The 25096-nt window shown below is 71.9% G+C and carries 29 protein-coding genes; 15 read left to right on the top strand and 14 right to left on the bottom strand.

Annotated features, from left to right (window positions below; genetic code table 11):
- Positions 1 to 38 precede the first annotated feature (38 nt).
- The 3 genes from ACGF3J_RS11635 to ACGF3J_RS11625 are packed head-to-tail and all read left to right on the top strand — an operon-like array spanning position 39 to position 1971.
- Positions 39 to 905: an AraC family transcriptional regulator gene (locus tag ACGF3J_RS11635; RefSeq protein WP_161331285.1), complete on the top strand. Its 867-nt coding sequence runs from the start codon at positions 39 to 41 to the stop codon at positions 903 to 905.
- Positions 902 to 1666, top strand: coding sequence for an AzlC family ABC transporter permease (locus tag ACGF3J_RS11630; protein WP_393854022.1), 765 nt, complete (start codon positions 902 to 904; stop codon positions 1664 to 1666). Before ACGF3J_RS11635 ends, ACGF3J_RS11630 begins: the two co-directional genes overlap by 4 nt.
- Positions 1663 to 1971 (top strand): AzlD domain-containing protein, encoded by a 309-nt coding sequence (locus tag ACGF3J_RS11625; RefSeq protein WP_161331283.1) that lies wholly within the window; start codon positions 1663 to 1665, stop codon positions 1969 to 1971. Before ACGF3J_RS11630 ends, ACGF3J_RS11625 begins: the two co-directional genes overlap by 4 nt.
- A gap of 6 nt (positions 1972 to 1977) precedes the next feature.
- On the opposite strand, the gene ACGF3J_RS11620 is transcribed toward ACGF3J_RS11625, so the two are convergent.
- Positions 1978 to 2943 carry a hypothetical protein gene (locus ACGF3J_RS11620; protein ID WP_393854021.1) on the bottom strand — a complete coding sequence of 322 codons (966 nt, stop codon included), beginning with the start codon at positions 2941 to 2943 and terminating at the stop codon, positions 1978 to 1980.
- Positions 2944 to 3024: 81 nt separating this feature from the next.
- Between ACGF3J_RS11620 and ACGF3J_RS11615 the strand changes: the two genes are divergently transcribed.
- From ACGF3J_RS11615 to recX, 4 genes are all read left to right on the top strand, one after another.
- On the top strand, positions 3025 to 3219 hold the full coding sequence (locus ACGF3J_RS11615) for a DUF3046 domain-containing protein (protein WP_122618534.1): 195 nt from the start codon (positions 3025 to 3027) through the stop codon (positions 3217 to 3219).
- 90 nt (positions 3220 to 3309) lie between these two features.
- Positions 3310 to 4593 carry an AI-2E family transporter gene (locus ACGF3J_RS11610; RefSeq protein WP_393854020.1) on the top strand — a complete coding sequence of 428 codons (1284 nt, stop codon included), beginning with the start codon at positions 3310 to 3312 and terminating at the stop codon, positions 4591 to 4593.
- A gap of 269 nt (positions 4594 to 4862) precedes the next feature.
- Positions 4863 to 5978, top strand: a complete 1116-nt coding sequence (gene recA / locus ACGF3J_RS11605; RefSeq protein ID WP_161327263.1) for a recombinase RecA — start codon at positions 4863 to 4865, stop codon at positions 5976 to 5978.
- Between the two features lie 3 nt (positions 5979 to 5981).
- Entirely contained in the window at positions 5982 to 6758 is a 777-nt protein-coding gene (recX, locus tag ACGF3J_RS11600) for a recombination regulator RecX (protein ID WP_161327264.1), read from the top strand.
- Positions 6759 to 6871: 113 nt separating this feature from the next.
- Here recX and ACGF3J_RS11595 read toward each other — a convergent pair whose 3' ends face one another.
- The 8 genes from ACGF3J_RS11595 to ACGF3J_RS11560 form a co-directional block, all read right to left on the bottom strand.
- Complete coding sequence (locus ACGF3J_RS11595) at positions 6872 to 7270, bottom strand: rhodanese-like domain-containing protein (RefSeq protein ID WP_393854019.1); 399 nt, start codon at positions 7268 to 7270, stop codon at positions 6872 to 6874.
- Entirely contained in the window at positions 7267 to 7803 is a 537-nt protein-coding gene (locus ACGF3J_RS11590; RefSeq protein ID WP_393854018.1) for a cysteine dioxygenase, read from the bottom strand. Before ACGF3J_RS11590 ends, ACGF3J_RS11595 begins: the two co-directional genes overlap by 4 nt.
- Positions 7804 to 7892: 89 nt before the next feature.
- On the bottom strand, positions 7893 to 7940 hold the full coding sequence (locus ACGF3J_RS11585) for a hypothetical protein (RefSeq protein ID WP_386933994.1): 48 nt from the start codon (positions 7938 to 7940) through the stop codon (positions 7893 to 7895).
- A 108-nt stretch (positions 7941 to 8048) separates the two neighbouring features.
- Positions 8049 to 9674 carry an FAD-dependent monooxygenase gene (locus tag ACGF3J_RS11580; protein ID WP_393854040.1) on the bottom strand — a complete coding sequence of 542 codons (1626 nt, stop codon included), beginning with the start codon at positions 9672 to 9674 and terminating at the stop codon, positions 8049 to 8051.
- A gap of 185 nt (positions 9675 to 9859) precedes the next feature.
- Positions 9860 to 10747: an amino acid ABC transporter permease gene (locus ACGF3J_RS11575; protein WP_161326404.1), complete on the bottom strand. Its 888-nt coding sequence runs from the start codon at positions 10745 to 10747 to the stop codon at positions 9860 to 9862.
- Positions 10744 to 11412, bottom strand: coding sequence for an amino acid ABC transporter permease (locus tag ACGF3J_RS11570; RefSeq protein WP_161326405.1), 669 nt, complete (start codon positions 11410 to 11412; stop codon positions 10744 to 10746). The genes ACGF3J_RS11575 and ACGF3J_RS11570 overlap by 4 nt, the downstream gene beginning before the upstream one ends.
- An 84-nt stretch (positions 11413 to 11496) precedes the next feature.
- Positions 11497 to 12333: a glutamate ABC transporter substrate-binding protein gene (locus tag ACGF3J_RS11565; RefSeq protein ID WP_161326406.1), complete on the bottom strand. Its 837-nt coding sequence runs from the start codon at positions 12331 to 12333 to the stop codon at positions 11497 to 11499.
- A gap of 75 nt (positions 12334 to 12408) precedes the next feature.
- Complete coding sequence (locus ACGF3J_RS11560) at positions 12409 to 13185, bottom strand: amino acid ABC transporter ATP-binding protein (RefSeq protein ID WP_122618525.1); 777 nt, start codon at positions 13183 to 13185, stop codon at positions 12409 to 12411.
- A 296-nt stretch (positions 13186 to 13481) separates the two neighbouring features.
- On the opposite strand from ACGF3J_RS11560, the gene ACGF3J_RS11555 reads away from it, so the two are divergent.
- Together ACGF3J_RS11555 and ACGF3J_RS11550 are read left to right on the top strand one after the other, a co-directional pair.
- On the top strand, positions 13482 to 14168 hold the full coding sequence (locus ACGF3J_RS11555) for a response regulator transcription factor (protein ID WP_161326407.1): 687 nt from the start codon (positions 13482 to 13484) through the stop codon (positions 14166 to 14168).
- Between the two features lie 9 nt (positions 14169 to 14177).
- Positions 14178 to 15623 (top strand): ATP-binding protein, encoded by a 1446-nt coding sequence (locus ACGF3J_RS11550; protein ID WP_393854017.1) that lies wholly within the window; start codon positions 14178 to 14180, stop codon positions 15621 to 15623.
- A gap of 17 nt (positions 15624 to 15640) precedes the next feature.
- Here ACGF3J_RS11550 and ACGF3J_RS11545 read toward each other — a convergent pair whose 3' ends face one another.
- Positions 15641 to 16636, bottom strand: coding sequence for a TAXI family TRAP transporter solute-binding subunit (locus tag ACGF3J_RS11545; RefSeq protein ID WP_161326409.1), 996 nt, complete (start codon positions 16634 to 16636; stop codon positions 15641 to 15643).
- A 105-nt stretch (positions 16637 to 16741) separates the two neighbouring features.
- Between ACGF3J_RS11545 and ACGF3J_RS11540 the strand changes: the two genes are divergently transcribed.
- Positions 16742 to 17200, top strand: a complete 459-nt coding sequence (locus ACGF3J_RS11540) for a MazG nucleotide pyrophosphohydrolase domain-containing protein (RefSeq protein WP_161326410.1) — start codon at positions 16742 to 16744, stop codon at positions 17198 to 17200.
- A 145-nt stretch (positions 17201 to 17345) separates the two neighbouring features.
- Here the strand turns inward: ACGF3J_RS11540 and ACGF3J_RS11535 are convergent, their stop codons facing one another.
- Both ACGF3J_RS11535 and ACGF3J_RS11530 read right to left on the bottom strand, forming a co-directional pair.
- Positions 17346 to 18584 carry a cation:proton antiporter gene (locus ACGF3J_RS11535; RefSeq protein WP_161332296.1) on the bottom strand — a complete coding sequence of 413 codons (1239 nt, stop codon included), beginning with the start codon at positions 18582 to 18584 and terminating at the stop codon, positions 17346 to 17348.
- Between the two features lie 4 nt (positions 18585 to 18588).
- Entirely contained in the window at positions 18589 to 19074 is a 486-nt protein-coding gene (locus ACGF3J_RS11530; protein WP_386933971.1) for a cation:proton antiporter regulatory subunit, read from the bottom strand.
- 103 nt (positions 19075 to 19177) lie between these two features.
- Between ACGF3J_RS11530 and ACGF3J_RS11525 the strand changes: the two genes are divergently transcribed.
- From ACGF3J_RS11525 to ACGF3J_RS11510, 4 genes are all read left to right on the top strand, one after another.
- The gene (locus ACGF3J_RS11525) at positions 19178 to 20248 is read left to right on the top strand and encodes a sensor histidine kinase (protein WP_393854016.1); all 1071 of its coding nucleotides are present in this window, start codon (positions 19178 to 19180) and stop codon (positions 20246 to 20248) included.
- Positions 20248 to 20907: a response regulator transcription factor gene (locus ACGF3J_RS11520; protein WP_161332293.1), complete on the top strand. Its 660-nt coding sequence runs from the start codon at positions 20248 to 20250 to the stop codon at positions 20905 to 20907. The genes ACGF3J_RS11525 and ACGF3J_RS11520 overlap by 1 nt, the downstream gene beginning before the upstream one ends.
- A gap of 67 nt (positions 20908 to 20974) precedes the next feature.
- A complete protein-coding gene (gene miaB / locus ACGF3J_RS11515; RefSeq protein WP_161332292.1) occupies positions 20975 to 22492 on the top strand; it encodes a tRNA (N6-isopentenyl adenosine(37)-C2)-methylthiotransferase MiaB in 1518 nt (505 codons plus the stop codon).
- A 49-nt stretch (positions 22493 to 22541) separates the two neighbouring features.
- A complete protein-coding gene (locus tag ACGF3J_RS11510) occupies positions 22542 to 23264 on the top strand; it encodes a class III extradiol dioxygenase subunit B-like domain-containing protein (RefSeq protein ID WP_393854015.1) in 723 nt (240 codons plus the stop codon).
- Between the two features lie 110 nt (positions 23265 to 23374).
- Here the strand turns inward: ACGF3J_RS11510 and ACGF3J_RS11505 are convergent, their stop codons facing one another.
- Complete coding sequence (locus ACGF3J_RS11505; protein ID WP_161331571.1) at positions 23375 to 23665, bottom strand: antitoxin; 291 nt, start codon at positions 23663 to 23665, stop codon at positions 23375 to 23377.
- A gap of 24 nt (positions 23666 to 23689) precedes the next feature.
- On the bottom strand, positions 23690 to 23965 hold the full coding sequence (locus tag ACGF3J_RS11500; protein WP_386933965.1) for a hypothetical protein: 276 nt from the start codon (positions 23963 to 23965) through the stop codon (positions 23690 to 23692).
- Between the two features lie 183 nt (positions 23966 to 24148).
- Here ACGF3J_RS11500 and miaA point away from each other — a divergent pair, with 183 nt between their 5' ends.
- Positions 24149 to 25087, top strand: a complete 939-nt coding sequence (gene miaA / locus ACGF3J_RS11495) for a tRNA (adenosine(37)-N6)-dimethylallyltransferase MiaA (protein ID WP_393854014.1) — start codon at positions 24149 to 24151, stop codon at positions 25085 to 25087.
- Positions 25088 to 25096: the final 9 nt, after the last annotated feature.

The raw sequence follows: 25096 nt of genomic DNA, 5'->3' as shown, positions 1-25096 counted from the left end.
TCGGTGGAGGCCGCGGCCCGGTGACGGAGAATGGGGGCATGGCGGGACAGGGCGAGCGGGCACGGCACTGGCAGTACGAGGAGCTCCCCGACGTCGACCTGCTGCGGGCCCAGTACATACGGAAGACCTTCGTACGCCACACGCACGAGCACTTCGTCATCGCGGCCATAGCCGACGGCGTCGAGGTCTTCCACCACGGCGGAGGCGACCAGTACGCCGGGGCGGGGTCTCTGGCCCTGGTCAACCCGGACACCCCGCACACGGGACGGGCCGGGGTGCCGGAGGGGTGGCGCTACGGCGCGGTCTACCCGGCGCCGGAGCTGGTGGCCGGGATCGCGGCGGAGACGACGACGCTGCGCGGGACCCCCGGGTTCGTCCGGCCGGTCCTCGACGACCCGTACGCCGTCGAGCTGGTGCACCGCGTGCTGCGGGCCGCCGACGAGGGGAACGCGCTCGCCGCCGACACCCTGCTCAGGGTGGCCGTGACGCGGTTGCTGCGGCTGAACGGCGGGCCGCTGCCCCGCCGGGAGGTGCCGACGGCCGGGGGCGGGGTCGCGGCACGCGCGCGTGCCGCGCTGGAGGAGCGGATGGCCGAACCGCCGAGCCTCGAGCGGCTCGCCGGGGAGCTCGGCACCAGCCCGTTCGCACTGCTGCGGGCCTTCCGGGACGCCTATGGCATGCCGCCCCACACCTGGCTGACGGACGCCCGGGTGCGCCGCGCGCGGCGGCTGCTCGACACCGGGACGGCACCGGCCGAGGCCGCCGTCGCCGTGGGGTTCACCGACCAGCCGCACCTGAACCGGCACTTCGCGCGGATCGTGGGTGTGCCGCCCGGCGCCTACCAGCGGGAGCGCAAGAACGTACAAGACGCGCGGCGCCGCCTGCTCCTACCGTCCGAGGCGTGACAGAACAGACAGCCCTTCCCGAGACCGGAGCCGTCGAGGGCAAGCCCGACGCCGCCGTCGTACGGGACGCCCTCGGAGTCGGCGTCGCCGTCGGACTGTCCGGGTTCGCCTTCGGGGTGACCTCGGCAGGCAGCGGACTGACCCTCGCCCAGACCTGCGCGCTCAGCCTTCTCGTGTTCACCGGAGCGTCCCAGTTCGCGCTCGTCGGGGCGCTCGCGGCCGGCGGCAACCCGCTCACCGCGGCGGCGGGCGCCTTCTTCCTGGGCGTGCGCAACGCCTTCTACGGGCTGCGTCTCTCCCAGTTGCTGGCCCTCCCGCGCGCGGTGCGGCCGTTCGCGGCGCAATGGGTCATCGACGAGACGACCGCCGTGGCCCTGGCCCAGCCCACGCGGCGCGGCGTCCGGATCGGGTTCACCGTCACCGGACTCACCCTCTACGTCCTGTGGAACCTCACCACACTGCTCGGCGCGCTGGGCGCGGAGGCCATCGGGGACACCGCCGCCTGGGGACTCGACGCGGCCGGACCCGCGGTCTTCCTGGCGTTGCTCGCGCCGATGCTGAAGAGCACCACCGAGCGCACCGTCGCGGGCCTGGCCGTACTGCTGGGCCTCGGCCTGCTGCCCGTGCTCCCTGCCGGTGTGCCCGTCCTGGTGGCCGCGGTGGCGGCGCCGCTCGTCCTGTGGGCGCGCGGACGCCGCGCTGGAGGAGCCGTCGTCAACCGTGACGACCGCGAGGCGTCCGCGGCGGAGGGAGAGCGGTGAACGTCTGGATCGCGATCATCGGGACCGCGGTGGGCTGCTACGTCGTCAAGCTCGCCGGACTGCTCGTGCCCGCCGGAGCCCTGGAGCGGCCCCTGGTCCGCAAGCTCGCCGCCCTGCTGCCCGTCGCCCTCCTCGCGGCGCTCACCGCCCAGCAGACCTTCGCCGACGGCCAGACGCTCGTCCTGGACGCGCGGGCCGCCGGAGTCGCCGCGGCCGCCGTGGCACTGGTGCTGCGTGCGCCGTTCCTCCTCGTGGTCGCGGCCGCCGTGGTGGTCACCGCGGGCGTACGGGCCCTGGGCGGCTGACCGGGGTCAGCCGAGGGCACGGCCGTACGCGCGGAGCGTGCGCAAGGCTTCCAGCGTCACCACGGGGCGGGCCTCCAGCGCCGGGGCGGGCGCCCGGCGGGGGCGGCGGAGGGGCCAGCCGCCGTCGTCCTCCTGCTCCGCCGCGAGGAAGTCGAGGGAGCGGGTCATCTCGGCGTCCGTGAACCACGCGCGCGCGAGGGAGTGCGGGTGCCTCGCGTAGTCGTGCGGGAAGTGGTGCTCGCGCGGGGCGCGGCCGGGGGAGACCGGGTGCGTCCCGAGATCGTCCGGGTCCAGCACGGCGAGCCGCTGATCACGCACCAGGCGGCCCAGCCGGCCGGCCGCCGCCTCCGCGCGCGGTCGGTCGGGCACGGAGTCCAGGAAGGCCACGGCGGCCTCGGCCTCGTAGGGGTGCGGGGTCTGCAGCGACTCGGCCGCCCGCCAGCAGAAGTCCGTGGCGCGGAACAGCCAGGCGTGCCAGACCTCGTTGCGGTGCAGCAGGCCGACCACCGGACCGGTGGCGAGCAGCTCGCCCGGAGGGCGGTCCACGACCGGTCCGGAGGGCGCGGCCGGATACCCGTCCTCGCCGGACGGGGCCGCGGGCAGGGCGCCGTCCGGCGAGGACACGGAGGTCAGAAAGCGGCACATCCGCTCCACGCGCTGTCCGCCGCAGCGTCCGAGCGCGTCCAGGACACGCAGCGCACGCGCGGTGTGCGGCGGGCGGCTGGCGGGGCCGCGCAGGTCGGGCTCCAGCCCGTGGCCGTACCCGCCGTCCTCGTTGCGGTAGGCGTCCAGCGCGGTCTCCACCGGACCGGCGTCGCCACCCCGGAAGTGGTACGCGAAGAGGCGCTGCTCCAGTACGCGCGCCGTGAGCCAGACGAACTGCTCCGCGCGGGCGAGCGACGAGCGCGACGCGGGCGCGTGCGCGGGCGTGCGCGGCGTCGGGGTGAGTGCGGAAGCTCCGGATTCGGCCATGGCACAGACCGTAGGCCGGAAAGCGGTCCCCGTACCCTGTCCCGGCTCAGGGCCCACTCTCAGGGGCGGGATACTGGTGTCATGCGGTTGACGGTCTTCTGGGAGCGGATGGCGGATCACTTCGGTCCGGGGTACGCCGACACCTTCGCGCGCGATCACGTGATGGCGGAGCTGGGCGGGCGAACGGTGAACGGGGCGCTGGACGCGGGCTGGGACGCCAAGGAGGTGTGGCGGGTGGTCTGCACCGTCATGGACGTGCCTCGGGAACAGCGGTGACGGTGCGCGAAGACCACCGGACGGTCATCCGGGGTGCGGAAGACCACCGGACGGTCATCCGGGGTGCGTGGCGTGGGCGAGACTTGCTCCGTGGCATCGACTGACGAGGCCGGGCAGACGCCCCGGCAGCAGGCTCCCCCGCCCGGCCCGACGCCGCCCTCCGGCCCTCCGGCCGACGGCGCCGCGGGGCCCGCGGGTACGGGCTCCCGCATGCCGCGCTGGCTGCCGCGCGCCATGGTGCTGGCCCTCGCGCTCATCGCCGCCTTCCAGCTCGGCAGCTGGGCCTTCCACCAGCTCACCGGCCTGCTGATCAACATCCTCATCGCGTTCTTCCTGGCGCTCGCCATCGAACCCGCGGTGAGCTGGATGGCCGGACGCGGCCTGCGCCGGGGCTTCGCCACCTTCCTCGTCTTCCTCGCCGTGCTGGTCGCCGCCGCCGGGTTCGTCACGCTGCTCGGGTCGATGCTCGCGGGCCAGATCGTCAAGATGGTCGAGGACTTCCCGGACTACCTCGACTCGGTGATCAGCTGGGTCAACGGCCACTTCCACACCGAGTTGCGGCGGGTCGACATCCAGGAGGGCCTGCTGCGCTCCGACTGGCTGCGCAACTACGTGCAGAACAGCGCCACGGGTGTCCTGGACGTGTCGACCCAGGTCCTGGGCGGTCTCTTCCAGTTGCTGACGGTCCTGCTCTTCTCGTTCTACTTCGCCGCCGACGGCCCCAGGCTGCGGCGCGGCCTCTGCTCCGTCCTGCCGCCCGCCCGGCAGGCCGAGGTCCTGCGCGCGTGGGAGATCGCCGTGGACAAGACCGGCGGGTACCTGTACTCGCGCGGCCTGATGGCGCTGATCTCCGGTGTGGCGCACTACGTCCTGCTGGAGATCCTGGAGGTGCCCTACGCCCCCGCGCTCGCCGTCTGGGTGGGCCTGGTGTCGCAGTTCATCCCCACCATCGGCACGTACCTCGCGGGTGCGCTGCCCATGCTGATCGCCTTCACGGTCAACCCCTGGTACGCGCTGTGGGTCCTGATCTTCGTGGTGATCTACCAGCAGTTCGAGAACTACGTGCTGCAGCCGAAGCTGACCTCCAAGACGGTGGACATCCACCCGGCGGTCGCGTTCGGCTCGGTCGTCGCGGGCACCGCCCTGCTCGGCGCCGTCGGCGCACTGATCGCCATCCCGGCGATCGCCACCCTCCAGGCGTTCCTCGGTGCGTACGTCAAGCGCTACGACGTCACCGACGACCCCCGGGTCCACGGGCGCCGGAACCGTCCGTCCGCGCCCGGTGGCGCCACGCGCATGCGCAAGCTGTGGACCCGGCGGCGAGAGCTGGGACGCCCCGGACCGGAAGAGACCGGTAGCGGCTCCTCCGCCTGAGCGTCCACCCCGGTGTGCGCGGCCGGTTCGGGCCCCGCCGGTGCGGCGGACGTACGCTCGGAAGTGCCGCGTGGTGCGCTTGACACGAAAATCGAACATCCATTCTCATGGAGGCTCCGGCGAGGCTCACGACGGGTGATTCGACAGGGTTTGGACGGAGAAGCGCCCGAGTTATCCACAGGCCGGACCCGCGGCGCGGGGCATTGTCAGTGGCAGGCATTAGCGTCTTCGACGTGAAGCGATCGAATCAAGCAAACCGGGTGGAACCCATGGCAGGAACCGACCGCGAGAAGGCCCTGGATGCCGCGCTCGCACAGATTGAACGGCAGTTCGGCAAGGGCGCGGTCATGCGCATGGGCGAGCGGCCGAACGAGCCCATCGAGGTCATCCCCACCGGATCGACGGCGCTCGACGTGGCCCTCGGTGTCGGCGGCCTCCCGCGCGGCCGGGTCGTGGAGGTCTACGGCCCCGAGTCCTCGGGCAAGACGACCCTGACCCTGCACGCGGTGGCGAACGCGCAGAAGGCGGGCGGCCAGGTCGCGTTCGTGGACGCGGAGCACGCCCTCGACCCCGAGTACGCGAAGAAGCTCGGCGTCGACATCGACAACCTGATCCTCTCCCAGCCGGACAACGGTGAGCAGGCCCTGGAGATCGTGGACATGCTGGTCCGCTCCGGCGCCCTCGACCTCATCGTCATCGACTCCGTCGCCGCGCTCGTCCCGCGCGCGGAGATCGAGGGCGAGATGGGCGACAGCCACGTCGGTCTGCAGGCCCGGCTGATGAGCCAGGCCCTGCGGAAGATCACCAGTGCGCTCAACCAGTCCAAGACCACCGCGATCTTCATCAACCAGCTCCGCGAGAAGATCGGCGTCATGTTCGGCTCCCCGGAGACCACGACCGGTGGCCGGGCGCTGAAGTTCTACGCCTCCGTGCGCATCGACATCCGCCGCATCGAGACGCTGAAGGACGGTACGGACGCCGTCGGCAACCGCACCCGCTGCAAGGTCGTCAAGAACAAGGTCGCGCCGCCCTTCAAGCAGGCCGAGTTCGACATCCTCTACGGCCAGGGCATCAGCCGCGAGGGCGGCCTGATCGACATGGGCGTGGAGCACGGCTTCGTCCGCAAGGCCGGCGCCTGGTACACGTACGAGGGCGACCAGCTCGGCCAGGGCAAGGAGAACGCGCGCAACTTCCTCAAGGACAACCCCGACCTGGCCAACGAGATCGAGAAGAAGATCAAGGAGAAGCTGGGCGTCGGCGTGCGTCCCGAGGAGCCTGCCGCCGAGCCGGGTACGGACGCCGCACCGGCCGACGCCGCACCGGCGGTGCCCGCCCCCGCGACCGCCAAGGCCACCAAGTCCAAGGCCGCGGCGGCCAAGAGCTGACCCGTGACACGACGAACCGACTGGGCCGAGTACGCCAACGGCCCCGCCGGGACGAGCGACGGCGCGTACGGGGCGACCGCTGCCCCGTACGAGACGGAACAGACCGCCGTCGGCCCGCCCGACGGCGGCCAGGCGCGCCAAGGTGACGGCGAGGCGCGCCGGAGAGGCGGCCGGACCCGTGCGACGGGCGGCACGCGCCGGCGGCGCGGGCGTGCGGAGCCGTTCACCGAGGACGGAGGTGCCACTTCCTCGTCGAGGGCCGAGAAGGTGGAGCCTCCGCGGGACCCGGTCGAGCAGGCACGGGCGATCTGCCTGCGCCTGCTGACCGGGACCCCGCGCACCCGCAGCCAGCTCGCCGACGCCCTGCGCAAGCGGGAGATCCCCGACGAGGCCGCCGAAGAGGTGCTGTCCAGGTTCGAGGAGGTCGGCCTGATCAACGACAGCGCCTTCGCGGAAGCCTGGGTCGAGTCCCGGCACCACGGCCGCGGCCTGGCCCGGCGCGCCCTCGCGAGGGAGCTGCGGACCAAGGGCGTCGACAGCGCACTCATCGACGTCGCGGTCTCCCGCCTGGACTCCGAGCAGGAGGAGGAGACCGCACGCGAGCTGGTCGCCCGGAAGCTGCGCGGCACCAGAGGGCTCGACCGCGACAAGAGGCTGCGCCGCCTCGCGGGCATGCTGGCCCGCAAGGGCTACCCCGAGGGCATGGCCCTGCGGGTGGTCCGCCAGGCACTGGAGGAAGAGGGCGAGGACACGGAGTTCCTCGGCGAGGACGGTTTCTGACGCGTCACGGTCGCCGCGCGGGACGACGATCGCGCCCGTTCGTCCGCGTCACCAATGGTCCGCGTCACCAAGGGCAACGCGGACACGGCACCCCAGTTGTACTGCCCCGTCGACTACTGAACCGCGGCGGTCACCGGCAGTCCCGCCGCGCGCCAGGCCTGGAAGCCGCCGACCAGATCGGTGGCCCGGTGCAGTCCGAGCCGGTGCAGCGACTCCGCCGCCAGGCTGGAGGCATAGCCCTCGTTGCACACCACCACGACCCGCACTTCGTGGTCCGTGGCCTCGGGGAGCCGGTGGCTGCCCCGCGGGTCCAGCCGCCACTCCAGCTCGTTCCGCTCGACCACCAGAGCGCCGGGGATCACGCCGTCCCGCTCCCGCAAGGCGGCATACCGGATGTCCACCAGCAGCGCCGCGCCGGCCTCGGCGGCGTCGTACGCCTCGTGCGGAGCGATCCGCCGGTACCCGGCACGCACCCGCTCCAAGAGCTCGTCCACCCCGCTCGGCTCGCTCACTGCCAGTCCTCCGGGCGCTCGACCTGCTCCAGGCGCAGGGTCTGCCCACCTCGGCTGTAGCGGCGGATCTGCGGCAGGGGAGGGTAGTAGGCGTGCACGGAGACCGCGTGCCGGTCGGGCGACTCGTTGAGCACCTCGTGGACGTGGTGCCGGCCGAAGGCACGACCCCTGCCGGCCGGGAGCCGGCGTTCCCGGTCCACTTCGTCGGCGAGTTCCAGGGTCTTCCAGCCGTCGGTGGGCAGGCGGGCGGCGAGCGAGTTCTCCTTGAGTTCGCCCGCGGCGGTCACGAAGGCGCCCACGGACTCGGCGTGGTCGTGCCACCCGGTGCCCGTGCCGGGCGGCCAGCCGATCAGCCATGCCTCGCTGCCACCGGGCCCTTCCAGCCGCACCCAGGTGCGGCCCTCGGGGTCGAGCGGCAGGGAGGCGATCAGCGCGGCGTCGGCGGCGGTGCGCCGGGCGAAGTCGAGGAGTTCGGCCTGCGTGGGAGCGGCCGGAGCCGCGGCGCGGGAGGCCGCGGGGGAGGAGACAGACACGGATACCGTCCTGGGAGTTCGCGAGAGGGCGCGCGGCGAGCCGACGGCAGGCGACGGACGCGGCACGCGCGAAGAAGAGGGAAGCGAATTCAGCAGGACGGCCGACACACGCAGCCCACATAGCGGACGAGGTCCATATGGACCCTCCGCCACAGGCGCACACAGGTGTCGGTCACGATCCGGAGTAGACCATGACGGTGCGGACCGGTCAACTCACCGTCAACATGCGGACAACGACCGCCCGGTCAGCGGGAACCGGCCGAAGCTCCCGCTCCCTTCTCCTCCGCCGCGGCCCCCGACGTGACCGTCGGCCCGCCCAGCGTCGCCTCCGCGGCCGCGTACAGATCGGCCGGGCGCACCCCGGCCAGCGCCGTGACCAGGTGACCGTCCGGCCGCACCAGCAGCACCGTGTGCGCGGCGGCACCGGGATAGCTCTCGGCGACCAGCAGCTCGGCCCGGTGGGGCAGCGCCGTCACCGCCGCCGCCAGCCGGGGCATGATCCCGGCCGTCACCCAGTGCTTGCGTTCCCACACCCCCGTGCCCGGCGCGATCAGCACCACCAGCAGCGCTCCGCGCCCGAGCCGGTCGCGCAACTGTACGAAGGTGCCGTCCTCCGCCGTGACCCGCACATCGGTGACGGGCGACCCGGGCGCCGTGCCGACCTCCGCCGTTCCGGCCGGGTCCGCGGGGGCGAGGGGCGAGCCGGCGTACGTTCCCGGCGCACCCAGCGCGCCGCGTCCCAGGTGACCGTCGGCGAGCAGCGTGTCGTGACCGCGGGACGATCCGGGGACGTACGCACGCAGTCCGCTGCCCCCGCGCAGCAGCGGGAGCACCTGGTCGGCGGCGCGCAGCCGCGCCGCGATCGCCGCGCGCCGCTCGGCCTGGTAGCTGTCGAGCAGCGCCTCGTGCGGCCCCTGATGCCAGGCCAGGGCGAGTTTCCAGGCGAGGTTGTCGGCGTCCAGCAACCCCTCCTCCAGGCCCTGGGTGCCCAGGGCACCCAGCAGGTGGGCGGCGTCCCCGGCGAGCAGCACGCGGCCCACCCGCCAGCGCCGGGCCAGCCTGTGGTGGACGGTGTGGACGCCGGTGTCGAGCAGTTCGTACGCCGGGGGCGCACCGTCGGACCAGCCGGTCAGGGTCTCGCGGACGCGGTTCACCAGCAGTTCGGGCGTGACCAGGTCCTTGCCGGGCGGCAGCAGCCAGTCCAGCCGCCACACGCCGTCCGGGAGGGGGCGGGCCACGACCTCCCCGGCCGACGGGCCGGACATCCGCCACGGCGGCATCCGGTGCAGCAACGCCTGGTCCGTCCAGGGGAGTTCGGTGCGCAGCGCGGCCACGGCGTATCGTTCCACCGCCGTACGGCCGGGGAAGCGGATGTCCTGGAGCTTGCGGACGGTCGAGCGGGGGCCGTCGCAGCCGACCAGGTAGCTGCCGCGCCACCAGGTGCCGGCGGGGCCGCGGGTGTGCGCCGTGACGCCCGACTTCTCCTGCTCGACGCTGTCCAGACGGCTGTCCACCGCGACCTTGACCAACGACTCGCGGGCGAGTGCCGTGCGCAGGACCTCGGTCAGCTCGTGCTGGGCGAGGTGCAGCGGCGCCGACCCGGCTTCGCCGAACTCGACCTCGCGGATCACCTGCTTGCGCCGCACCGACCGCCATCCGGCCCAACGGGAACCCAGCCCTGTCAGCGATGCGCCGGTCAGCCGCTCGACGAGCGCGACGGCGTCCGCGCGCAGGACGACGGTGCGGGCGGGGCGTGGTTCGTCCTTGCCGGGCCCTTCGTCGAGGACGACGCAGGGCACCTCCTGCCGCGCCAGCGCCAGGGCGAGCGTGAGCCCGACGGGCCCCGCTCCGGTGATGATCACCGGGTCCACGGCGCGGCGCCCCCTGCCCGTGGCGGTGTCCCGGGGGACGTAGGTGAACAGGACGTTGGAGCAGGGTGCACGGTCACAGAACGTATGCAACCTATTGCCGCTGCTTGCGTCAAGTGACGGAGGCCGTGGCGATCATGCCACGGCCTCCGCTTATGGCCATACGAGATGACCGAGTGTCAGGTGAGCTAGACCTTGCCGACGGATCCGGCGTCGGCGGTCTCCACGTCGTCCGCGCGCAGTACCGCACCGGTCGACTTCTTCGCCCGCCGCAGTCGGCGCTCCAGCCAGCTTGCAAAGCTGGTCAGGGCGAAGTTTATCGCGATGAAGATCACGGCCACCACCGTGAAGCTGGCGATGGTGTTGGCCCCGTAGTAGGCGCTCATCGTGTTGGCGGCGGCGAGCGTCTCGCCGAAGGTCAGAACCGCGCCACCGAGGGCGGTGTCCTTCACGATCACCACGAGCTGGCTGACGATGGCCGGGAGCATCGCCGTGACCGCCTGCGGCAGCAGGATCAGCCGCATGGTCTGACCCTTGCGCAGACCAATCGCCATCGCACCCTCGGCCTGGCCCCTGGGCAGCGCCAGGATGCCGGACCGGACGATCTCCGCGAGCACTGAGGCGTTGTACAGCACCAGGCCCGTGACGACCGCGTACAGCGGACGGTCGTCGGAGCTGACGTTCGAGTACTCGGAGAACAGGGCGAGACCGAAGATCATCAGGACCAGCACGGGGATGGACCGGAAGAACTCGACCACGACCGCCGCCGGCACCCGCACCCAGGAGTGATCCGAAAGCCGGGCGATACCGAGGACTGCGCCGAGCGGCAGGGCGATGACCACCGAGAGCGCGGCGGCCTTCAGCGTGTTCTGCAGGCCCGGCCAGATGTACGTCGACCAGGGCTCGCTGCTGGTGAAGAACATCTCCCACTTGGCCCACTCGAGCTGGCCCTTGTCGGAGAGCGTGCCGATGACCCACCACAGCACGGCCGCGAAGGCGGCGAAGAAGACGACGGTGAAGAGGATGTTGCGCCGCTTGGCCCGGGGGCCCTGGGCGTCGTAGAGAATGGAGCTCATCGCTTCACCGCCACCTTCTTGCCCAGCCAGCCGAGGAACAGGCCGGTCGGCAGGGTCAGGACCACGAACACGAGGGCGATGATCGCGGAGATCAGCAGCAGCTGTGCCTCGTTCTCGATCATTTCCTTCATCAGGAGCGCCGTCTCGGCGACGCCGATGGCGGCGGCCACCGTCGTGTTCTTGATGAGGGCGATCAGCACGTTCGCGAGGGGGACGACTGAGGAGCGAAACGCCTGGGGCAGCACCACGTGCCGTAGCACCTGGCCGAAGCTGAGCCCGATCGCACGGGCCGCCTCCGCCTGCCCGACCGGCACCGTGTTGATGCCGGAACGCAGTGCCTCGCACACGAAGGCCGAGGTGTAGAGGATCAGACCGAGAACCGCGAGCCGGAAGTTGATCGTCTCGAAGTCACCCTCGGCGCCGAGGGTGATCTGCAGCGTCTGGTTCAGACCCAGCGACGCGAACAGGATGATCACCGTCAGCGGGATGTTCCGCACGATGTTCACGTACGCGGTCCCGAAGCCGCGCATCAGGGGGACGGGGCCGACGCGCATGGCCGCCAGTATGGTTCCCCAGATCAAGGAGCCGACGGCCGACAGCACAGCGAGCTGCACTGTCGTCCAGATGGCTCCCGCCAGGTCGTAATCCTGAAGAAAGTCGAACACGATCTCCCGCGCTTCCGCGTGTAGGGATGCCCGCCCCGGTGCGCCGCCGCTGCCGGAGGGCGGCGCACCCTGTCAGGCCCGGCCTCAGCTCTTGATGTCGCCGATCTTCGGCGCCGGCTCGTTCTTGTAGTTGGCCGGGCCGAAGTTGTCCGAGACGGCCTTGTCCCACGACTTGTCGGAGACCATTTCCTCGAGGGCCGTGTTGATCTTGGCCTTGAGGTCGCTGCCCTTCTTGACGCCGATGCCGTAGTTCTCGTTGGTCATCTTGAAGCCGCCGAGCTTGAACTTGCCCTTGAACTGATCCTGGGAGGCGTAGCCGGCGAGGATCGAGTCGTCCGTCGTCAGCGCGTCGATGGCACCGTTCTGGAGACCGGTGAGGCAGGCCGAGTACGTCGGGTAGTTCTGCAGCTGGGCCTTGGGCGCGAGGTCCTTCTTGACGTTCTGCGCCGAGGTCGAACCCGTGACCGAGCAGAGCTTGGCGTCGTTCAGGTCCTCAGGCGACTTGATCTTGCTGTCGTCGGCGCGAAGGAGCACGTCCTGGTGGGCGAGCAGGTACGGCCCGGCGAAGTCGACCTTCTCCTGGCGCTCCGGGGTGATCGAGTACGTCGCGGCGATGAAGTCGACGTCACCGCGCTGCAGCATGGTCTCGCGGTCGGCGCTCTTCGACTCCTTCCACTCGATCTGGTCCTCGGTGTAGCCGAGCTTCTTGGCGACGTACGTGGCGACGTCCACGTCGAAGCCGGCGTAGCCGTCCGGGGTCTTCTGGCCGAGGCCGGGCTGGTCGAACTTGATGCCGATGGTGATCTTCTTGCCGTCACCGCCGGAGGAGCCGCTGTCCTTGTCGTCGCCGCCGCACGCGGTGGCGGTCAGGGCGAGGGCGAGCACGGCGGCCGAGGCGGCGGAGACCTTGCGAAGCTTCATGGTGAACATCCTTTGGCTGTGATCAGGCGATCAGGCGATCGGGCGATCGGGCGATCAGGCGCGGGAGACGAGGTCTCAGTGGTGCAGGATCTTCGACAGGAAGTCCTTGGCACGGTCGCTGCGCGGGTTGCTGAAGAACTGGTCCGGCGTCGCCTCTTCGACGATGCGGCCGTCGGCCATGAAGACCACGCGGTTGGCCGCCGAGCGGGCGAAGCCCATCTCGTGCGTGACCACGACCATGGTCATGCCGTCACGCGCGAGCTGCTTCATGACCTCCAGGACCTCGTTGATCATCTCGGGGTCGAGAGCCGACGTCGGCTCGTCGAAGAGCATGACCTTCGGGTCCATGGCCAGCGCCCGCGCGATGGCGACGCGCTGCTGCTGACCGCCGGAGAGCTGAGCGGGGTACTTGTCCGCCTGGGCGCCCACGCCGACCCGGTCGAGCAGCGCGCGCGCCTTCTCCTCGGCCTTCTTCGCGTCGACCTTGCGGACCTTGACCTGGCCCAGGGTCACGTTCTCCAGCACCGTCTTGTGCGCGAAGAGGTTGAAGGACTGGAAGACCATGCCGACGTCGGCACGGAGCCTGGCCAGTTCCTTGCCCTCCGCGGGGAGCGGCTTGCCGTCGATCGCGATCGACCCGGAGTCGATGGTCTCCAGTCGGTTGATGGTGCGGCACAGGGTGGACTTGCCGGACCCGGAGGGTCCGATGACCACGACGACTTCGCCGCGGGTGATCGTCAGGTCGATGTCCTGGAGCACGTGCAACGCGCCGAAGTGCTTGTTGACACTCTTCAGGACGACCAGTTCGTCGGTCGCGGCCTTGTCTTCCTTGGCCACCGATACTTCGGTCATCGCTCTCGGGCTCCGTCCTCCTCGGTTTCGGAGGACAGTAGTGACCGGGGACACTCCTCGTCTCTACATCTGAGGGAGATCTGAGCATCACGATCCGATAGCAATCGGACACGAGTCGTAGCACTTGTGAGCAGGGCGCATATCGGCCGGATAACTTCGAGCGGCCGCGACCGGAGACCTCTTGACGCGGTCCCTCCGCATCAGCGTCACTGCACAGGGCGCGCACGCGCGTGCACGCGTCTTTCGCACTTTCTACGCGTCCTGAGCGTACGGCCGATGAACCGAAGGGAGCCCGGATGAGACTGCTGCTCGTCGAGGACGACAACCACGTGGCCGCCGCCCTGTCCGCGATCCTGGCACGGCACGGCTTCGACGTCACCCACGCTCGCAGTGGCGAGGAGGCGCTCCAGGCGCTCGTCCCGGAGGTCGACGGCTTCGGCGTCGTCCTTCTCGACCTCGGCCTGCCCGACCAGGACGGCTACGAGGTCTGCGGCAAGATCCGCAAGCGCACCAGCACGCCGGTCATCATGGTCACCGCCCGCTCCGACGTCCGCTCCCGCATCCACGGCCTCAACCTCGGTGCCGACGACTACGTGGTCAAGCCGTACGACACCGGAGAGCTGCTCGCCCGGATCCACGCCGTCAGCCGGCGCACCGCCCAGGAGGACGCCACCGGGAGCACCGAGACGGTGGTGCGCCTCGGCGCGCTGCGCATCGAGCTGCCGACGCGCCAGGTGAGCGTGGACGGAGCGGCCGTCCAGCTCACCCGCAAGGAGTTCGACCTCCTCGCGCTGCTCGCCCAGCGCCCCGGAGTGGTGTTCCGCCGCGAGCAGATCATCAGCGAGGTCTGGCGGACCAGCTGGGAGGGGACCGGCCGCACCCTGGAGGTGCACGTCGCCTCCCTGCGCGCCAAGCTGCGCATGCCCGCGCTCATCGAGACCGTCCGCGGCGTCGGCTACCGCCTCGTCGCGCCCACCGGATAGCGGGGCCGGGTGAGCACACGCCTGCTCCCGCTGCTCATCGTCCTGATGGCGGCCGTACTGCTCGCGCTCGGCGTTCCGCTCGGCGTGAGCGTCGCACGCGCGGAGCAGCAGAAGGTCGTCATCGACCGCATAGACGACACCGCACGCTTCGCCGCGCTCGCCCAGTTCGTCACCGAGGACGCGCCGGGCGGCTCCCGCCCGACCAGCACGGACGAACGCCTGGAGACCCTTCAGACCGAGCTGACCAGCTACTACGAGGTCTACGGCATCAAGGCGGGCGTCTTCTACCGCAACCACATCCCGATGGCCAACGCGCCGACCACCTGGTTCCTGCCCCAGACCGGAGAGGTACGCGACTCCTTCGACGAGGCGCTGCTGAGCCGCCGCAGCCACGACCCGCGACAGGTGTGGCCCTGGCAGGACGGACAGCTGGTGGTGGCCTCGCCCGTGATCCGGGACGGCGACGTGGTCGCGGTCGTCGTGACGGAGTCGCCGACCGACTCGATGAGGTCGAGCACCCTGCGCGGCTGGCTGGTGATCGGCGCCGGTGAGATCGCCGCGATGCTGCTCGCCGTCGGCGCCGCGCTCCGGCTGACCGGCTGGGTGCTCAAGCCGGTGCGGGTCCTCGACGCCACCACCCACGACATCGCCACCGGGCGGCTCAAGTCCCGGGTCGCGCCGGCCGGCGGGCCGCCGGAGCTGAGACGCCTCGCCGGTTCGTTCAACGAGATGGCCGACCACGTGGAGGACGTGCTGGAGCAGCAGCGCGCCTTCGTCGCCGACGCCTCGCACCAGTTGCGCAACCCGCTCGCGGCCCTGCTGCTGCGCATCGAACTGCTCGCCCTGGAACTGCCGGAGGGCAACGAGGAGATCGCCTCCGTCCAGGCCGAGGGCAAACGCCTGGCCCGGGTCCTGGACGACCTGCTCGACCTGGCGCTGGCCGAGCACAGTCAGGCCGACCTGAAGGTCACCGACGTCGGCGCGCTGGCCGCCGAGCGGGTGGCGGCCTGGGCGCCGACGGCCGAGGCCAAGGGCGTACGGCTGGTGGGGGAGTGCCCGCCGACCACGGGCTGGGCCGACCCGGTGGCCCTCTCCAGCGCCCTGGACGCGGTCATCGACAACGCGGTGAAGTTCACGCCGCCGGACGAGACCGTCCGGGTCGAGGTCGCCTCCACCGGGGACGCCGCCACCGTCGTCGTCACCGATGACGGGCCCGGGCTCACCGACGAGGAACTCGCGCGCGTGGGCGACCGTTTCTGGCGCAGCGGCCGGCACCAGAACATCAAGGGGTCGGGGCTCGGCCTGTCCATCTGCCGGGCGCTGCTCGCGGCGGGCGACGGCTCGATCTCCTTCGGCCACCACGTGCCGCACGGCCTGGAGGTCACCGTCACGGTGCCGAGGACGGGCACGGCGCCCAAGGAGCCCGAGCGGCCCTACGGCTCCGGTGGCCGGTAGGCGGCAGGACGCCGCAGCTACGGCTTGACCGAGCGGTAGTAGCGCCGGGCGCCCTCGTGCAGCTCCAGTGGGTCGGTGTAAATCGCCGTGCGCAGATCCACCAGCTGCGCGGAGTGGACGTGCGCTCCGATGCCGTCGCGGCTGTCCAGCACGGTCCGGGTCAGCCACTCGGTGAGCCGCGGATCGACGTCCGCGCGGGTCACCAGCAGGTTGGACACCGCCATGGTCGGCACCACGGCGCCGTTCTGCACGGTGGGGTAGGCCGACTCCGGCATGTTGGTGGTGCGGTAGTACCGGGTCGCGCCGCCCGACTCGTGCAGCTCGGTCACGAGGTCGTCGCCGATCGGCACGAACCGGAAGGCGGACGTCTCCGCGATCTGCCTGAGCCCGTCGGTGGGCACGCCGCCCGACCAGAAGAACGCGTCCAGTTCGTCGCCGAGCCGCCCGGGGCCGGTGTCGATGCCGTCCGCGCGGGGCGTGATGTCCGTCTCCGGATCGATGCCGACGGCCTTCAGGAGCCGGGTGGCGATCAGCCGTACGCCCGAGTTGGGCAGCCCTATCGCGACCCGCTTGCCCCGCAGGTCGGCGACCGACTGGATGTCCGAGTCGGTCGGCACCACGAGCTGCACGTAGTCGTCGTAGAGGCGGGTGACCCCCCGCAGCGCCTCGGCCCCGGGGCGGCCGGAGAGTTTGTACGTCTCCACCGCGTCGGCCGCGGCGATCGTGAAGTCGGCCTCTCCTGACGCGACCCGCTCGACGTTCTCCTGCGAGCCCGCGCTGGTCATCAGCCGCACGTCCAGACCCGGCATGTCCTTGCGCAGCTCGGAGCGCAGCAGCTCGCCGTACTTCTGGTAGACGCCCGCGCGGGTGCCGGTGCTGAACGTGATGTTCCCGCCCGGCGGCTTCTCACCCAGCGGCAGCAGCCACCACAGCAGCAGTCCGAGCACGACGGCACCGGCGACCGCGCCCTGGGCGGCCCGGCGCCTGCCGATACGGGAGAGCAGCGTGGACATGGGGCCGATCCTGCCAGCCCGCACCGGCACTGACCAGGGCCGAGCTCACACCGCGGCACCGAGAGCGCGGGACCGTTGTCGGTGGCGGTCGCTAGAGTCCTCGGCATGAGCAACACCTCGCCCGCCGACCTGGTCCACGCCTTCCACCTCGCCTTCGGGCTGGACGCCCGCAGCGCCCCGACCGAGGTCCCGCCCGGCCTGGCGGCGCACAGAGGTGAGCTGCTCGCCGAGGAGGCCGCCGAGGTCGCGGAGGTGTCGGTGACGGGCCCGCTCGACCGGCTCGCGCACGAACTGGCCGACGTCGTCTACGTCGCCTACGGCACGGCCCTCGTCCACGGCATCGACCTGGACGAGGTGATCGCCGAGATCCACCGCTCCAACATGACCAAGCTCGGCCCCGACGGCAGCGTCAGCCGCCGCGCCGACGGCAAGGTGCTCAAGGGCGACCACTACGAGGCACCGGACGTCTCCGCCGTCCTGCGCCGCCAGGGGTGGACGCCACGGACGCCGGACGCGGCGGGGACGCCGCCGACACCGGACGGGACGGGGACGCCGCGCGGCTGAGGACCTGGCGGATGTCCGCGCGGCTGAGGCTCTCGCGGACAGTCCGCGCGGCCGAGGTCCTCGCGGATGTCCGCGCGGCCGAGGTCCTCGCGGACAGTCCGCGCGGCCGAGGTCCTCGCGGATGTCCGCGTGGCCGAGCCCGCCGTCAGTCGGCGACCGACGCCTCCGCGCCCGTCGTCGTCCGGGACGCCCTGTCGGAGACACCGCCGCCCGGGTGGTCGGGACGGTCCCGGCGGCCGAACAGGCGCATCCCCAGCGGCTCGGTGAAGCGGGCGGTGAGGGGGCCGAGGACGACCAGGATGAGGACGTAGGCCGTGGCGAGCGGGCCCAGGGACGGTTCGATGCCGGCCGAGACCGCGAGACCCGCGATGACGATCGAGAACTCGCCGCGCGCCACCAGCGCCCCGCCCGCACGCCAGCGGCCCTTGACCGAGATCCCGGCGCGCCGTGCCGCCCAGTACCCGGTGGCGATCTTCGTCACCGCCGTGAGCAGGGCCAGTGCGAGGGCCGGCAGCAGGACCGGCGGAATGCTGGCCGGGTCCGTGTGCAGGCCGAAGAAGACGAAGAAGACCGCCGCGAACAGGTCCCGCAGCGGGCTCAGCAGCGTGTGCGCGCCCTCCGCGACCTCCCCCGACAGCGCGATGCCCACCAGGAAGGCGCCCACCGCGGCCGACACCTGGAGCTGCTGCGCCACACCCGCGACCAGGATCGTCAGGCCGAGCACCACCAGCAGCAGCTTCTCCGGGTCGTCGCTGGAGACGAACCGCGAGATGAGCCGTCCGTAGCGCAGCGCCACGAAGAGCACCAGCCCCGCCGCGGCCAGCGCGACCGCCAGCGTGATGCTGCCGGTCATCAGCCCGGCACCGGCGACCAGCGCGGTGACGATCGGCAGGTACACCGCCATCGCCAGGTCCTCCAGGACCAGCACGCTCAGGATCACCGGCGTCTCGCGGTTGCCGACCCGGCCGAGGTCGCCCAGCACCTTGGCGATCACACCGGACGACGAGATCCACGTGACGCCGGCGAGGACGACGGCCGCCACCGGCCCCCAGCCCATCAGCAGCGCGGCCACCGCGCCCGGCACCGCGTTGAGCGCGCAGTCGACGAGGCCGGCCGGATAGTGGGACTTGAGGTTCGTGACCAGGTCGCTGGCCGTGTACTCCAGGCCCAGCATCAGCAGCAGGAGGATGACACCGATCTCGGCGCCGGTGGCGACGAACTCCTCGCTCGCGCCGAGCGGGAGCAGACCGCCCTCGCCGAAGGCCAGACCGGCCAGCAGGTACAGCGGGATGGGGGAGAGCCGGTAGCGACCGGCGAACCGGCCGAGCAGCCCCAGCCCCAGGATGATGGAACCGAACTCGATCAGGAGGACCGCGGAGTGCACTGGCTCACTCCTGCCCGAGTATCGCCGCGGCGGCGTCGACGCCCTCACGGGTGCCGATGACGATCAAGGTGTCACCACCCACGAGCCGGAAGTCCGGCGCCGGCGAGGGGATCGCCTCGGCCCTCCGCAGCACCGCCACGATCGACGCGCCGGTCTCGGTCCGCATGCATGTCTCGCCCAGCAGCCGCCCGTTCCAGCGGGAGGTGGCGGCCACCTCGATCCGCTCGGCGACCAGGCCCAGGTCCGTGGTGTAGAGCAGGTTGGCGCTGTGGTGCGAGGGCTTCAGCGCGTCGATCAGCGCGCCCGCCTCGGCGCCGCTCAGCCGCAGCGAGTGGGCGCACGAGTCGGGGTCGTCGGCCCGGTAGACGTTCACCGTGCGGGCGCCGTCGCGGTGTGCCACCACCGACAGATGGCCGTGTTCGCGAGTCACCAGGTCGTACTGGACCCCGATACCCGGCAGCGGCGTCGCCCTCAGGCGTGGTGCTGACACGAGCTGTCCCCTCATTCGTCTTGCTTCCTTTGCCGCACCTTCCCGCACGTACGCGACGTGCTCGCGGCCCCGCCATGCTGTCATCCGCACGTACGGTGGCGATATGGGTGTCGTGACGGATATACGCAGCCGGTCGCTGGCGCGCAGACTGGCAGCGGCGGTGTCGTGCGCGGAAGCCGGGAGGAGCGGAAAGAGGACCGTGTCGCTCTTCTGGCGGATCTTCTCGCTCAACGCCGCGGGCCTGTTCGTCGCCACCGCGCTGCTCCTGGGGCCGCTCACCGTCTCGACGCCGGTCCTGCCCGGCGAGGCACTGATCCTGCTCGTGGGCCTCGCGGCACTGCTCGCCGGAAACGCGGTCGTCCTGCGCGTCGGTCTGAACCCCCTGCACCGGCTCGGCCGCGCCATGGCCACCGCCGACCTGCTGGTGCCAGGCGCCCGCCCGGCGGTCGCCGGACCGGCCGAGGCCGCGCAGCTGATCGCCACGTACAACACGATGCTCGACCGGCTCCAGGCCGAACGCGCGGCCGGCGCCGGCCGCGCGCTCCAGGCGCAGGAACGCGAACGCCACCGCATCGCCCGCGAACTGCACGACGAGGTCGGTCAGACCCTCACCGCCGTCCTCCTCCAGCTCAAGCGGGTCGCCGACCGGGTCCCCGGCGATCTGCGCGAAGAGGTGTCGCTGGCGCAGGAGGCCACCCGGTCCGGCCTCGACGAGATCCGCCGCATCGCCCGCCGGCTGCGCCCCGGGGTCCTGGAGGAGCTCGGCCTGCCCAGTGCGCTGCGCTCCCTCGCCGCCGAGTTCACCCACCACGGGCTCTCCGTCGAGCACCATGTCCCCGGCGACCTGCCCCCGCTCGCCCCGGAGGCGGAACTGGTGCTCTACCGGGTCGCCCAGGAGGGCCTGACCAACACCGCCCGGCACGCCGCCGCCGACCACGCCGCGATCAGCCTGCGTCCGCTGGCCGACGGTGTCGAACTGCTCGTCCGCGACAACGGCACCGGTCTCGGCACGGCCGCCGAGGGCGCCGGGATCCGGGGCATGCGTGAGCGTGCCCTGCTGATAGGAGCCGAGATCCACTTCGAAACCGCCCCCGGAGGGGGCACCGACGTACGCCTGCGCGTCCCCGCCCCGCCCGGGGAGCGTTCCGCAGACCGAACCGGAGACAGCCCCTGATGTCCGCACGGCCCCCGATCCGCGTCCTGCTCGCCGACGACCACACCCTCGTACGCCGAGGGGTACGCCTCATCCTCGACGGCGAACCGGACCTCACGGTGGTCGCCGAGGCCGGTGACGGTGCCGAGGCGGTCGCGGCGGCCCGGGCCACCGAGGTCGACCTGGCCGTCCTGGACGTCGCGATGCCCCGCATGACCGGCCTCCAGGCGGCCCGCGAACTCTCCCGACGGCTGCCCGGGCTGCGCATCCTGATCCTGACCATGTACGACAACGAGCAGTACTTCTTCGAGGCCCTCAAGGCCGGCGCCTGCGGATACGTCCTCAAGTCCGTCGCCGACCGCGACCTGGTCGAGGCGTGCCGGGCCGCCGTGCGCGACGAACCGTTCATCTACCCCGGCGCCGAACGGGCCCTCGTCCGGTCCTACCTGGAGCGCATGGACCGGGGCGGCGACCTGCCGGAGCGGCCCATCACGGAACGCGAGGAGGAGATCCTCAAGCTCGTCGCCGAGGGGCACACCTCCAAGGAGATCGGCGAACTGCTCTTCATCAGCGCCAAGACCGTCGAACGCCACCGCGCCAACCTCCTGCAGAAGCTGGGCGTCCGCGACCGCCTGGAGCTGACCCGGTACGCGATCCGCGCGGGCCTGATCGAGCCCTGACCAGCCCCGATCCGGGTTGTCCACAGGTGGCCCGGGCCATCGCCGCCGACCGCCTACCCTTATTGCCATGAGCAGCATCGACCGGAGCCAGACAGTGGGCGGCACGCGCACCTACGAAGTACGCACCTACGGGTGCCAGATGAACGTCCACGACTCCGAGCGATTGTCCGGCCTGCTGGAGGACGCGGGGTACGTCCGCGCCGCCGAGGGCGCCGACGGCGACGCGGACGTCGTCGTCTTCAACACCTGCGCCGTCCGGGAGAACGCCGACAACAAGCTGTACGGCAATCTCGGCCACCTCGCCCCGAAGAAGGCGAGCCGCCCCGGGATGCAGATCGCGGTCGGCGGCTGCCTCGCGCAGAAGGACCGCGACACCATCGTGAAGCGCGCCCCCTGGGTGGACGTCGTCTTCGGCACGCACAACATCGGCAAGCTCCCGGTGCTGCTGGAGCGCGCCCGCGTGCAGGAGGAGGCGCAGGTCGAGATCGCCGAGTCCCTGGAGGCGTTCCCGTCCACGCTGCCGACCCGGCGCGAGAGCGCCTACGCGGCCTGGGTCTCCATCTCCGTCGGCTGCAACAACACCTGTACCTTCTGCATCGTCCCGGCCCTGCGCGGCAAGGAGAAGGACCGCCGCCCCGGCGACATCCTCGCCGAGGTCGAGGCCCTGGTCGCCGAGGGCGTCTCGGAGATCACCCTCCTCGGGCAGAACGTCAACGCCTACGGCTCCGACATCGGCGACCGCGAAGCGTTCAGCAAGCTGCTGCGCGCCTGCGGGAGCATCGACGGCCTGGAGCGCGTCCGCTTCACCTCCCCGCACCCGCGCGACTTCACCGACGACGTCATCGCCGCCATGGCCGAGACGCCGAACGCCATGCCGCAGCTGCACATGCCGCTCCAGTCCGGCTCCGACCCGGTGCTGAAGGCGATGCGCCGCTCCTACCGGCAGGAGCGCTACCTGGGGATCATCGAGAAGGTGCGGGCCGCCATCCCGCACGCGGCGATCACCACCGACATCATCGTGGGCTTCCCCGGCGAGACCGAGGAGGACTTCGAGCAGACCCTGCACGTGGTGCGCGAGGCCCGGTTCGCCCAGGCGTACACCTTCCAGTACTCCAAGCGGCCCGGCACCCCGGCCGCCGAGATGGACGGCCAGATCCCCAAGGCGGTCGTCCAGGAGCGCTACGAGCGCCTCGTCGCCCTCCAGGAGGAGATCTCCTGGGAGGAGAACAAGAAGCAGGTCGGCCGCACCCTGGAGCTGATGGTCGCCGAGGGCGAGGGCCGCAAGGACGGCACCACCCACCGCCTCTCCGGCCGCGCCCCCGACAACCGCCTGGTGCACTTCACCAAGCCCGGGCAAGAGGTCCGGCCGGGCGACGTGGTGACGGTCGAGATCACCTACGCCGCCCCGCACCACCTCCTCGCCGAGGGCGAGGTCCTCGACGTGCGCCGCACCCGCGCGGGCGACGCCTGGGAGAAGCGCAACGCGGCCGAGCAGGCCAAGCCCGCGGGTGTGATGCTCGGGCTGCCGAAGATCGGCGTGCCCGAGCCCCAGCCGGCGGTGGCGAGCGGCTGCGGCTGCGACTGACCGCGGGGGAGTGCGACCCCGGGAGAGCCGCGGGGTTACGCTGCCGATCATGCTTGTCGCCGCCGCCGTCTGCCCCTGCCCGCCGCTCCTCGTCCCGGAGGTCGCCGCGGGCGCCGCACCCGAGCTGGACGCCGCCCGCGCGGCGTGCACGGACGCGCTGGGCGTGCTCGCCGCCGCCCGGCCCGACCGGCTCGTGGTCGTCGGACCCGCGGACGCGGCCGGGCCGGAGATCTACCCGCAGGGGACGCCGGGCTCGTTCCGCGGCTTCGGCGTGGACCTGGACGTGCGGCTGGGGCCGGACACCGGGGCGGCCACGTCGGCGGCCGGGAGTGAACTGCCGTACGGCTTCGCCGTCGGGGCCTGGCTGCTGGCCCGTACCGGCTGGTCCCACGCGCCTGTCGAGGGCGTCGGGGTGGGGGAGGACCTTCCCGCCGACCGGTGCGCCGCCGTCGGCCGGGACCTCGCCGGGCGAGCCGGGCGGATGGCGCTGCTGGTGCTGGGCGACGCCAGCGCGTGCCGCACGCTCAAGGCGCCGGGCTACCTCGACGAGCGGGCGGCGCCCTTCGACGCGGTGGCGGGGCGGGCGCTGGGCGCGGCGGACGTGACCGCCCTCGCCGGGCTGGACGTCGCCCTCGCACGTGAGCTGAAGGTGTCCGGCCGGGCCCCGTGGCAGGTCCTCGCGGGCGCGGCCGGGGCAACGGGCCTGTCGGGAACGCTGCTGTACGAGGACGCTCCGTACGGGGTGGGGTACGTCGCGGCCGCGTGGTCGTAGTACGTAGTCGTGGCCACGCCTCGGCGGACGGCCACGGAGCCGGTCAGCCGACGCGCTGATCCGCTCCGTGACCGTCCGCCGACGCGGGGGTGACCCGCCGGTGTGACGGGTCAGGAGGCAGGAGGGGGCCCGGCCGGTGGCGGTCCGCCCGGGGCGCTGCCCGGCGTGCCGCCGCCTCCGCCCGTTCCCTCGTCCTTGTGAGCGAGACGGTCCACGGCACCCTTGGCCTTGCCCGTGCCGGTCTGGATCCGGTCGCTGTACTTGCCCTTGGTCTTCTCGTCGACGGTCCGCGCCATCTTGTCGAGGCCGCGTTCGATCTTGCCCTCGTGCTGCTGCGCGAGGTCGGAGACCTTGCCCTTCGCCGGTCCGAGTCTGGCCTTCAAGTTGTCCAGGAGACCCATGGTTCGCCTTCCCTCACGGGGCGGTCAGGTGCGGGCGCCCTTGTCGGCCTCGTTGTCGACGGCCTCCCCGGCGGACTGCTGCTTGGGGATGCCGACACCGTCCGAGTCGGCGGCCTCGGGGGCCGTGGCGGCCTCGTCGGTCTCCGCGGTGTTCCGAGGGCCGGACTCGGCCGTCTCCGCGGCCTCCGCCGTGGTCTCCTCCGCGACTCGCTCGGTCTCCGCGGCGTCGGCCCCGGTCTCGGCGACCGACGCCTCCTCGGTGTTCTTCGACTTCCGGAGAAGCCGTGCAAAAACGCCCATTTCAACTCCATACGTTACTCGTGCGGGCGAAATCCCGCGGCATCCGGTGCGTCCGACCGCGTGGCCGGGGCCATCGCCCCGGCCGTCCGGGGAGCGGGAACCTCGCAACGGGCAACGACCCCGGCAGCGGACCGTCACGTAACTCGTTCGAGGGCGAGGTGCGGGGTTTGCGAGACTGGTGCGGTGAGCAGCGCACCCTCCGCCCCCCGTGTCATCGCCGTAGTCGGACCCACCGCGGCCGGAAAGTCCGATCTGGGCGTCTTCCTGGCCCAGCGGCTGGGCGGCGAGGTCGTCAACGCCGACTCCATGCAGCTCTACCGTGGGATGGACATCGGCACCGCCAAACTGACCCCCGGGGAACGCGGCGGCGTCCCGCACCATCTCCTGGACATCTGGGACGTGACGGTCGCGGCGTCCGTCGCCGAGTACCAGCGGCTGGCCCGGGAGCGGATCGACGCCCTGCTCGCCGAGGGACGCTGGCCCGTCCTCGTCGGCGGCTCCGGCCTCTACGTCCGCGGCGCCGTCGACAACCTGGAGTTCCCCGGCACCGACCCCCAGGTCAGGGCCCGGCTGGAGGAGGAACTCGCCGAGCTCGGCTCGGGGGTGCTGCACGCCCGGCTGGCCGCCGCCGACCCGGAGGCCGCGCGGGCCATCCTCCCCGGCAACGGCCGCCGGATCGTGCGCGCGCTCGAGGTGATCGAGATCACCGGCCGCCCCTTCACCGCCAACCTCCCCGGTCACGACTCCGTCTACGACACCGTGCAGATCGGCGTCGACGTGGCGCGCCCCGAACTGGACGAGCGCATCGCCCGCCGCGTCGACCGGATGTGGGAGGCCGGACTGGTCGAGGAAGTGCGCGCACTCGAGGCGCGCGGGTTGCGCGAGGGGCGTACGGCCTCGCGCGCGCTCGGCTACCAGCAGGTGCTCACGGCGCTCGCCGGTGACTGCACGCTCGACGAGGCGCGCGCGGAGACCGTCCGTGCCACCAAGCGCTTCGCGCGCCGTCAGGATTCATGGTTCAGGCGCGACCCGCGGGTGCACTGGTTGAGTGGGGGTGTGGCGGATCGCACGGAACTTCCGCAGCTCGCCCTGTCGTTGGTCGAACGACCGGTTACAGCCTGATCACGTGAT

The organism is Streptomyces sp. NPDC048171 (genome assembly GCF_043202655.1).
Classification (GTDB): Bacteria; Actinomycetota; Actinomycetes; order Streptomycetales; family Streptomycetaceae; genus Streptomyces.
The sequence above is the reverse complement of the archived record's forward strand: the minus strand, read 5'-3'. Positions and strand labels throughout refer to the sequence as shown.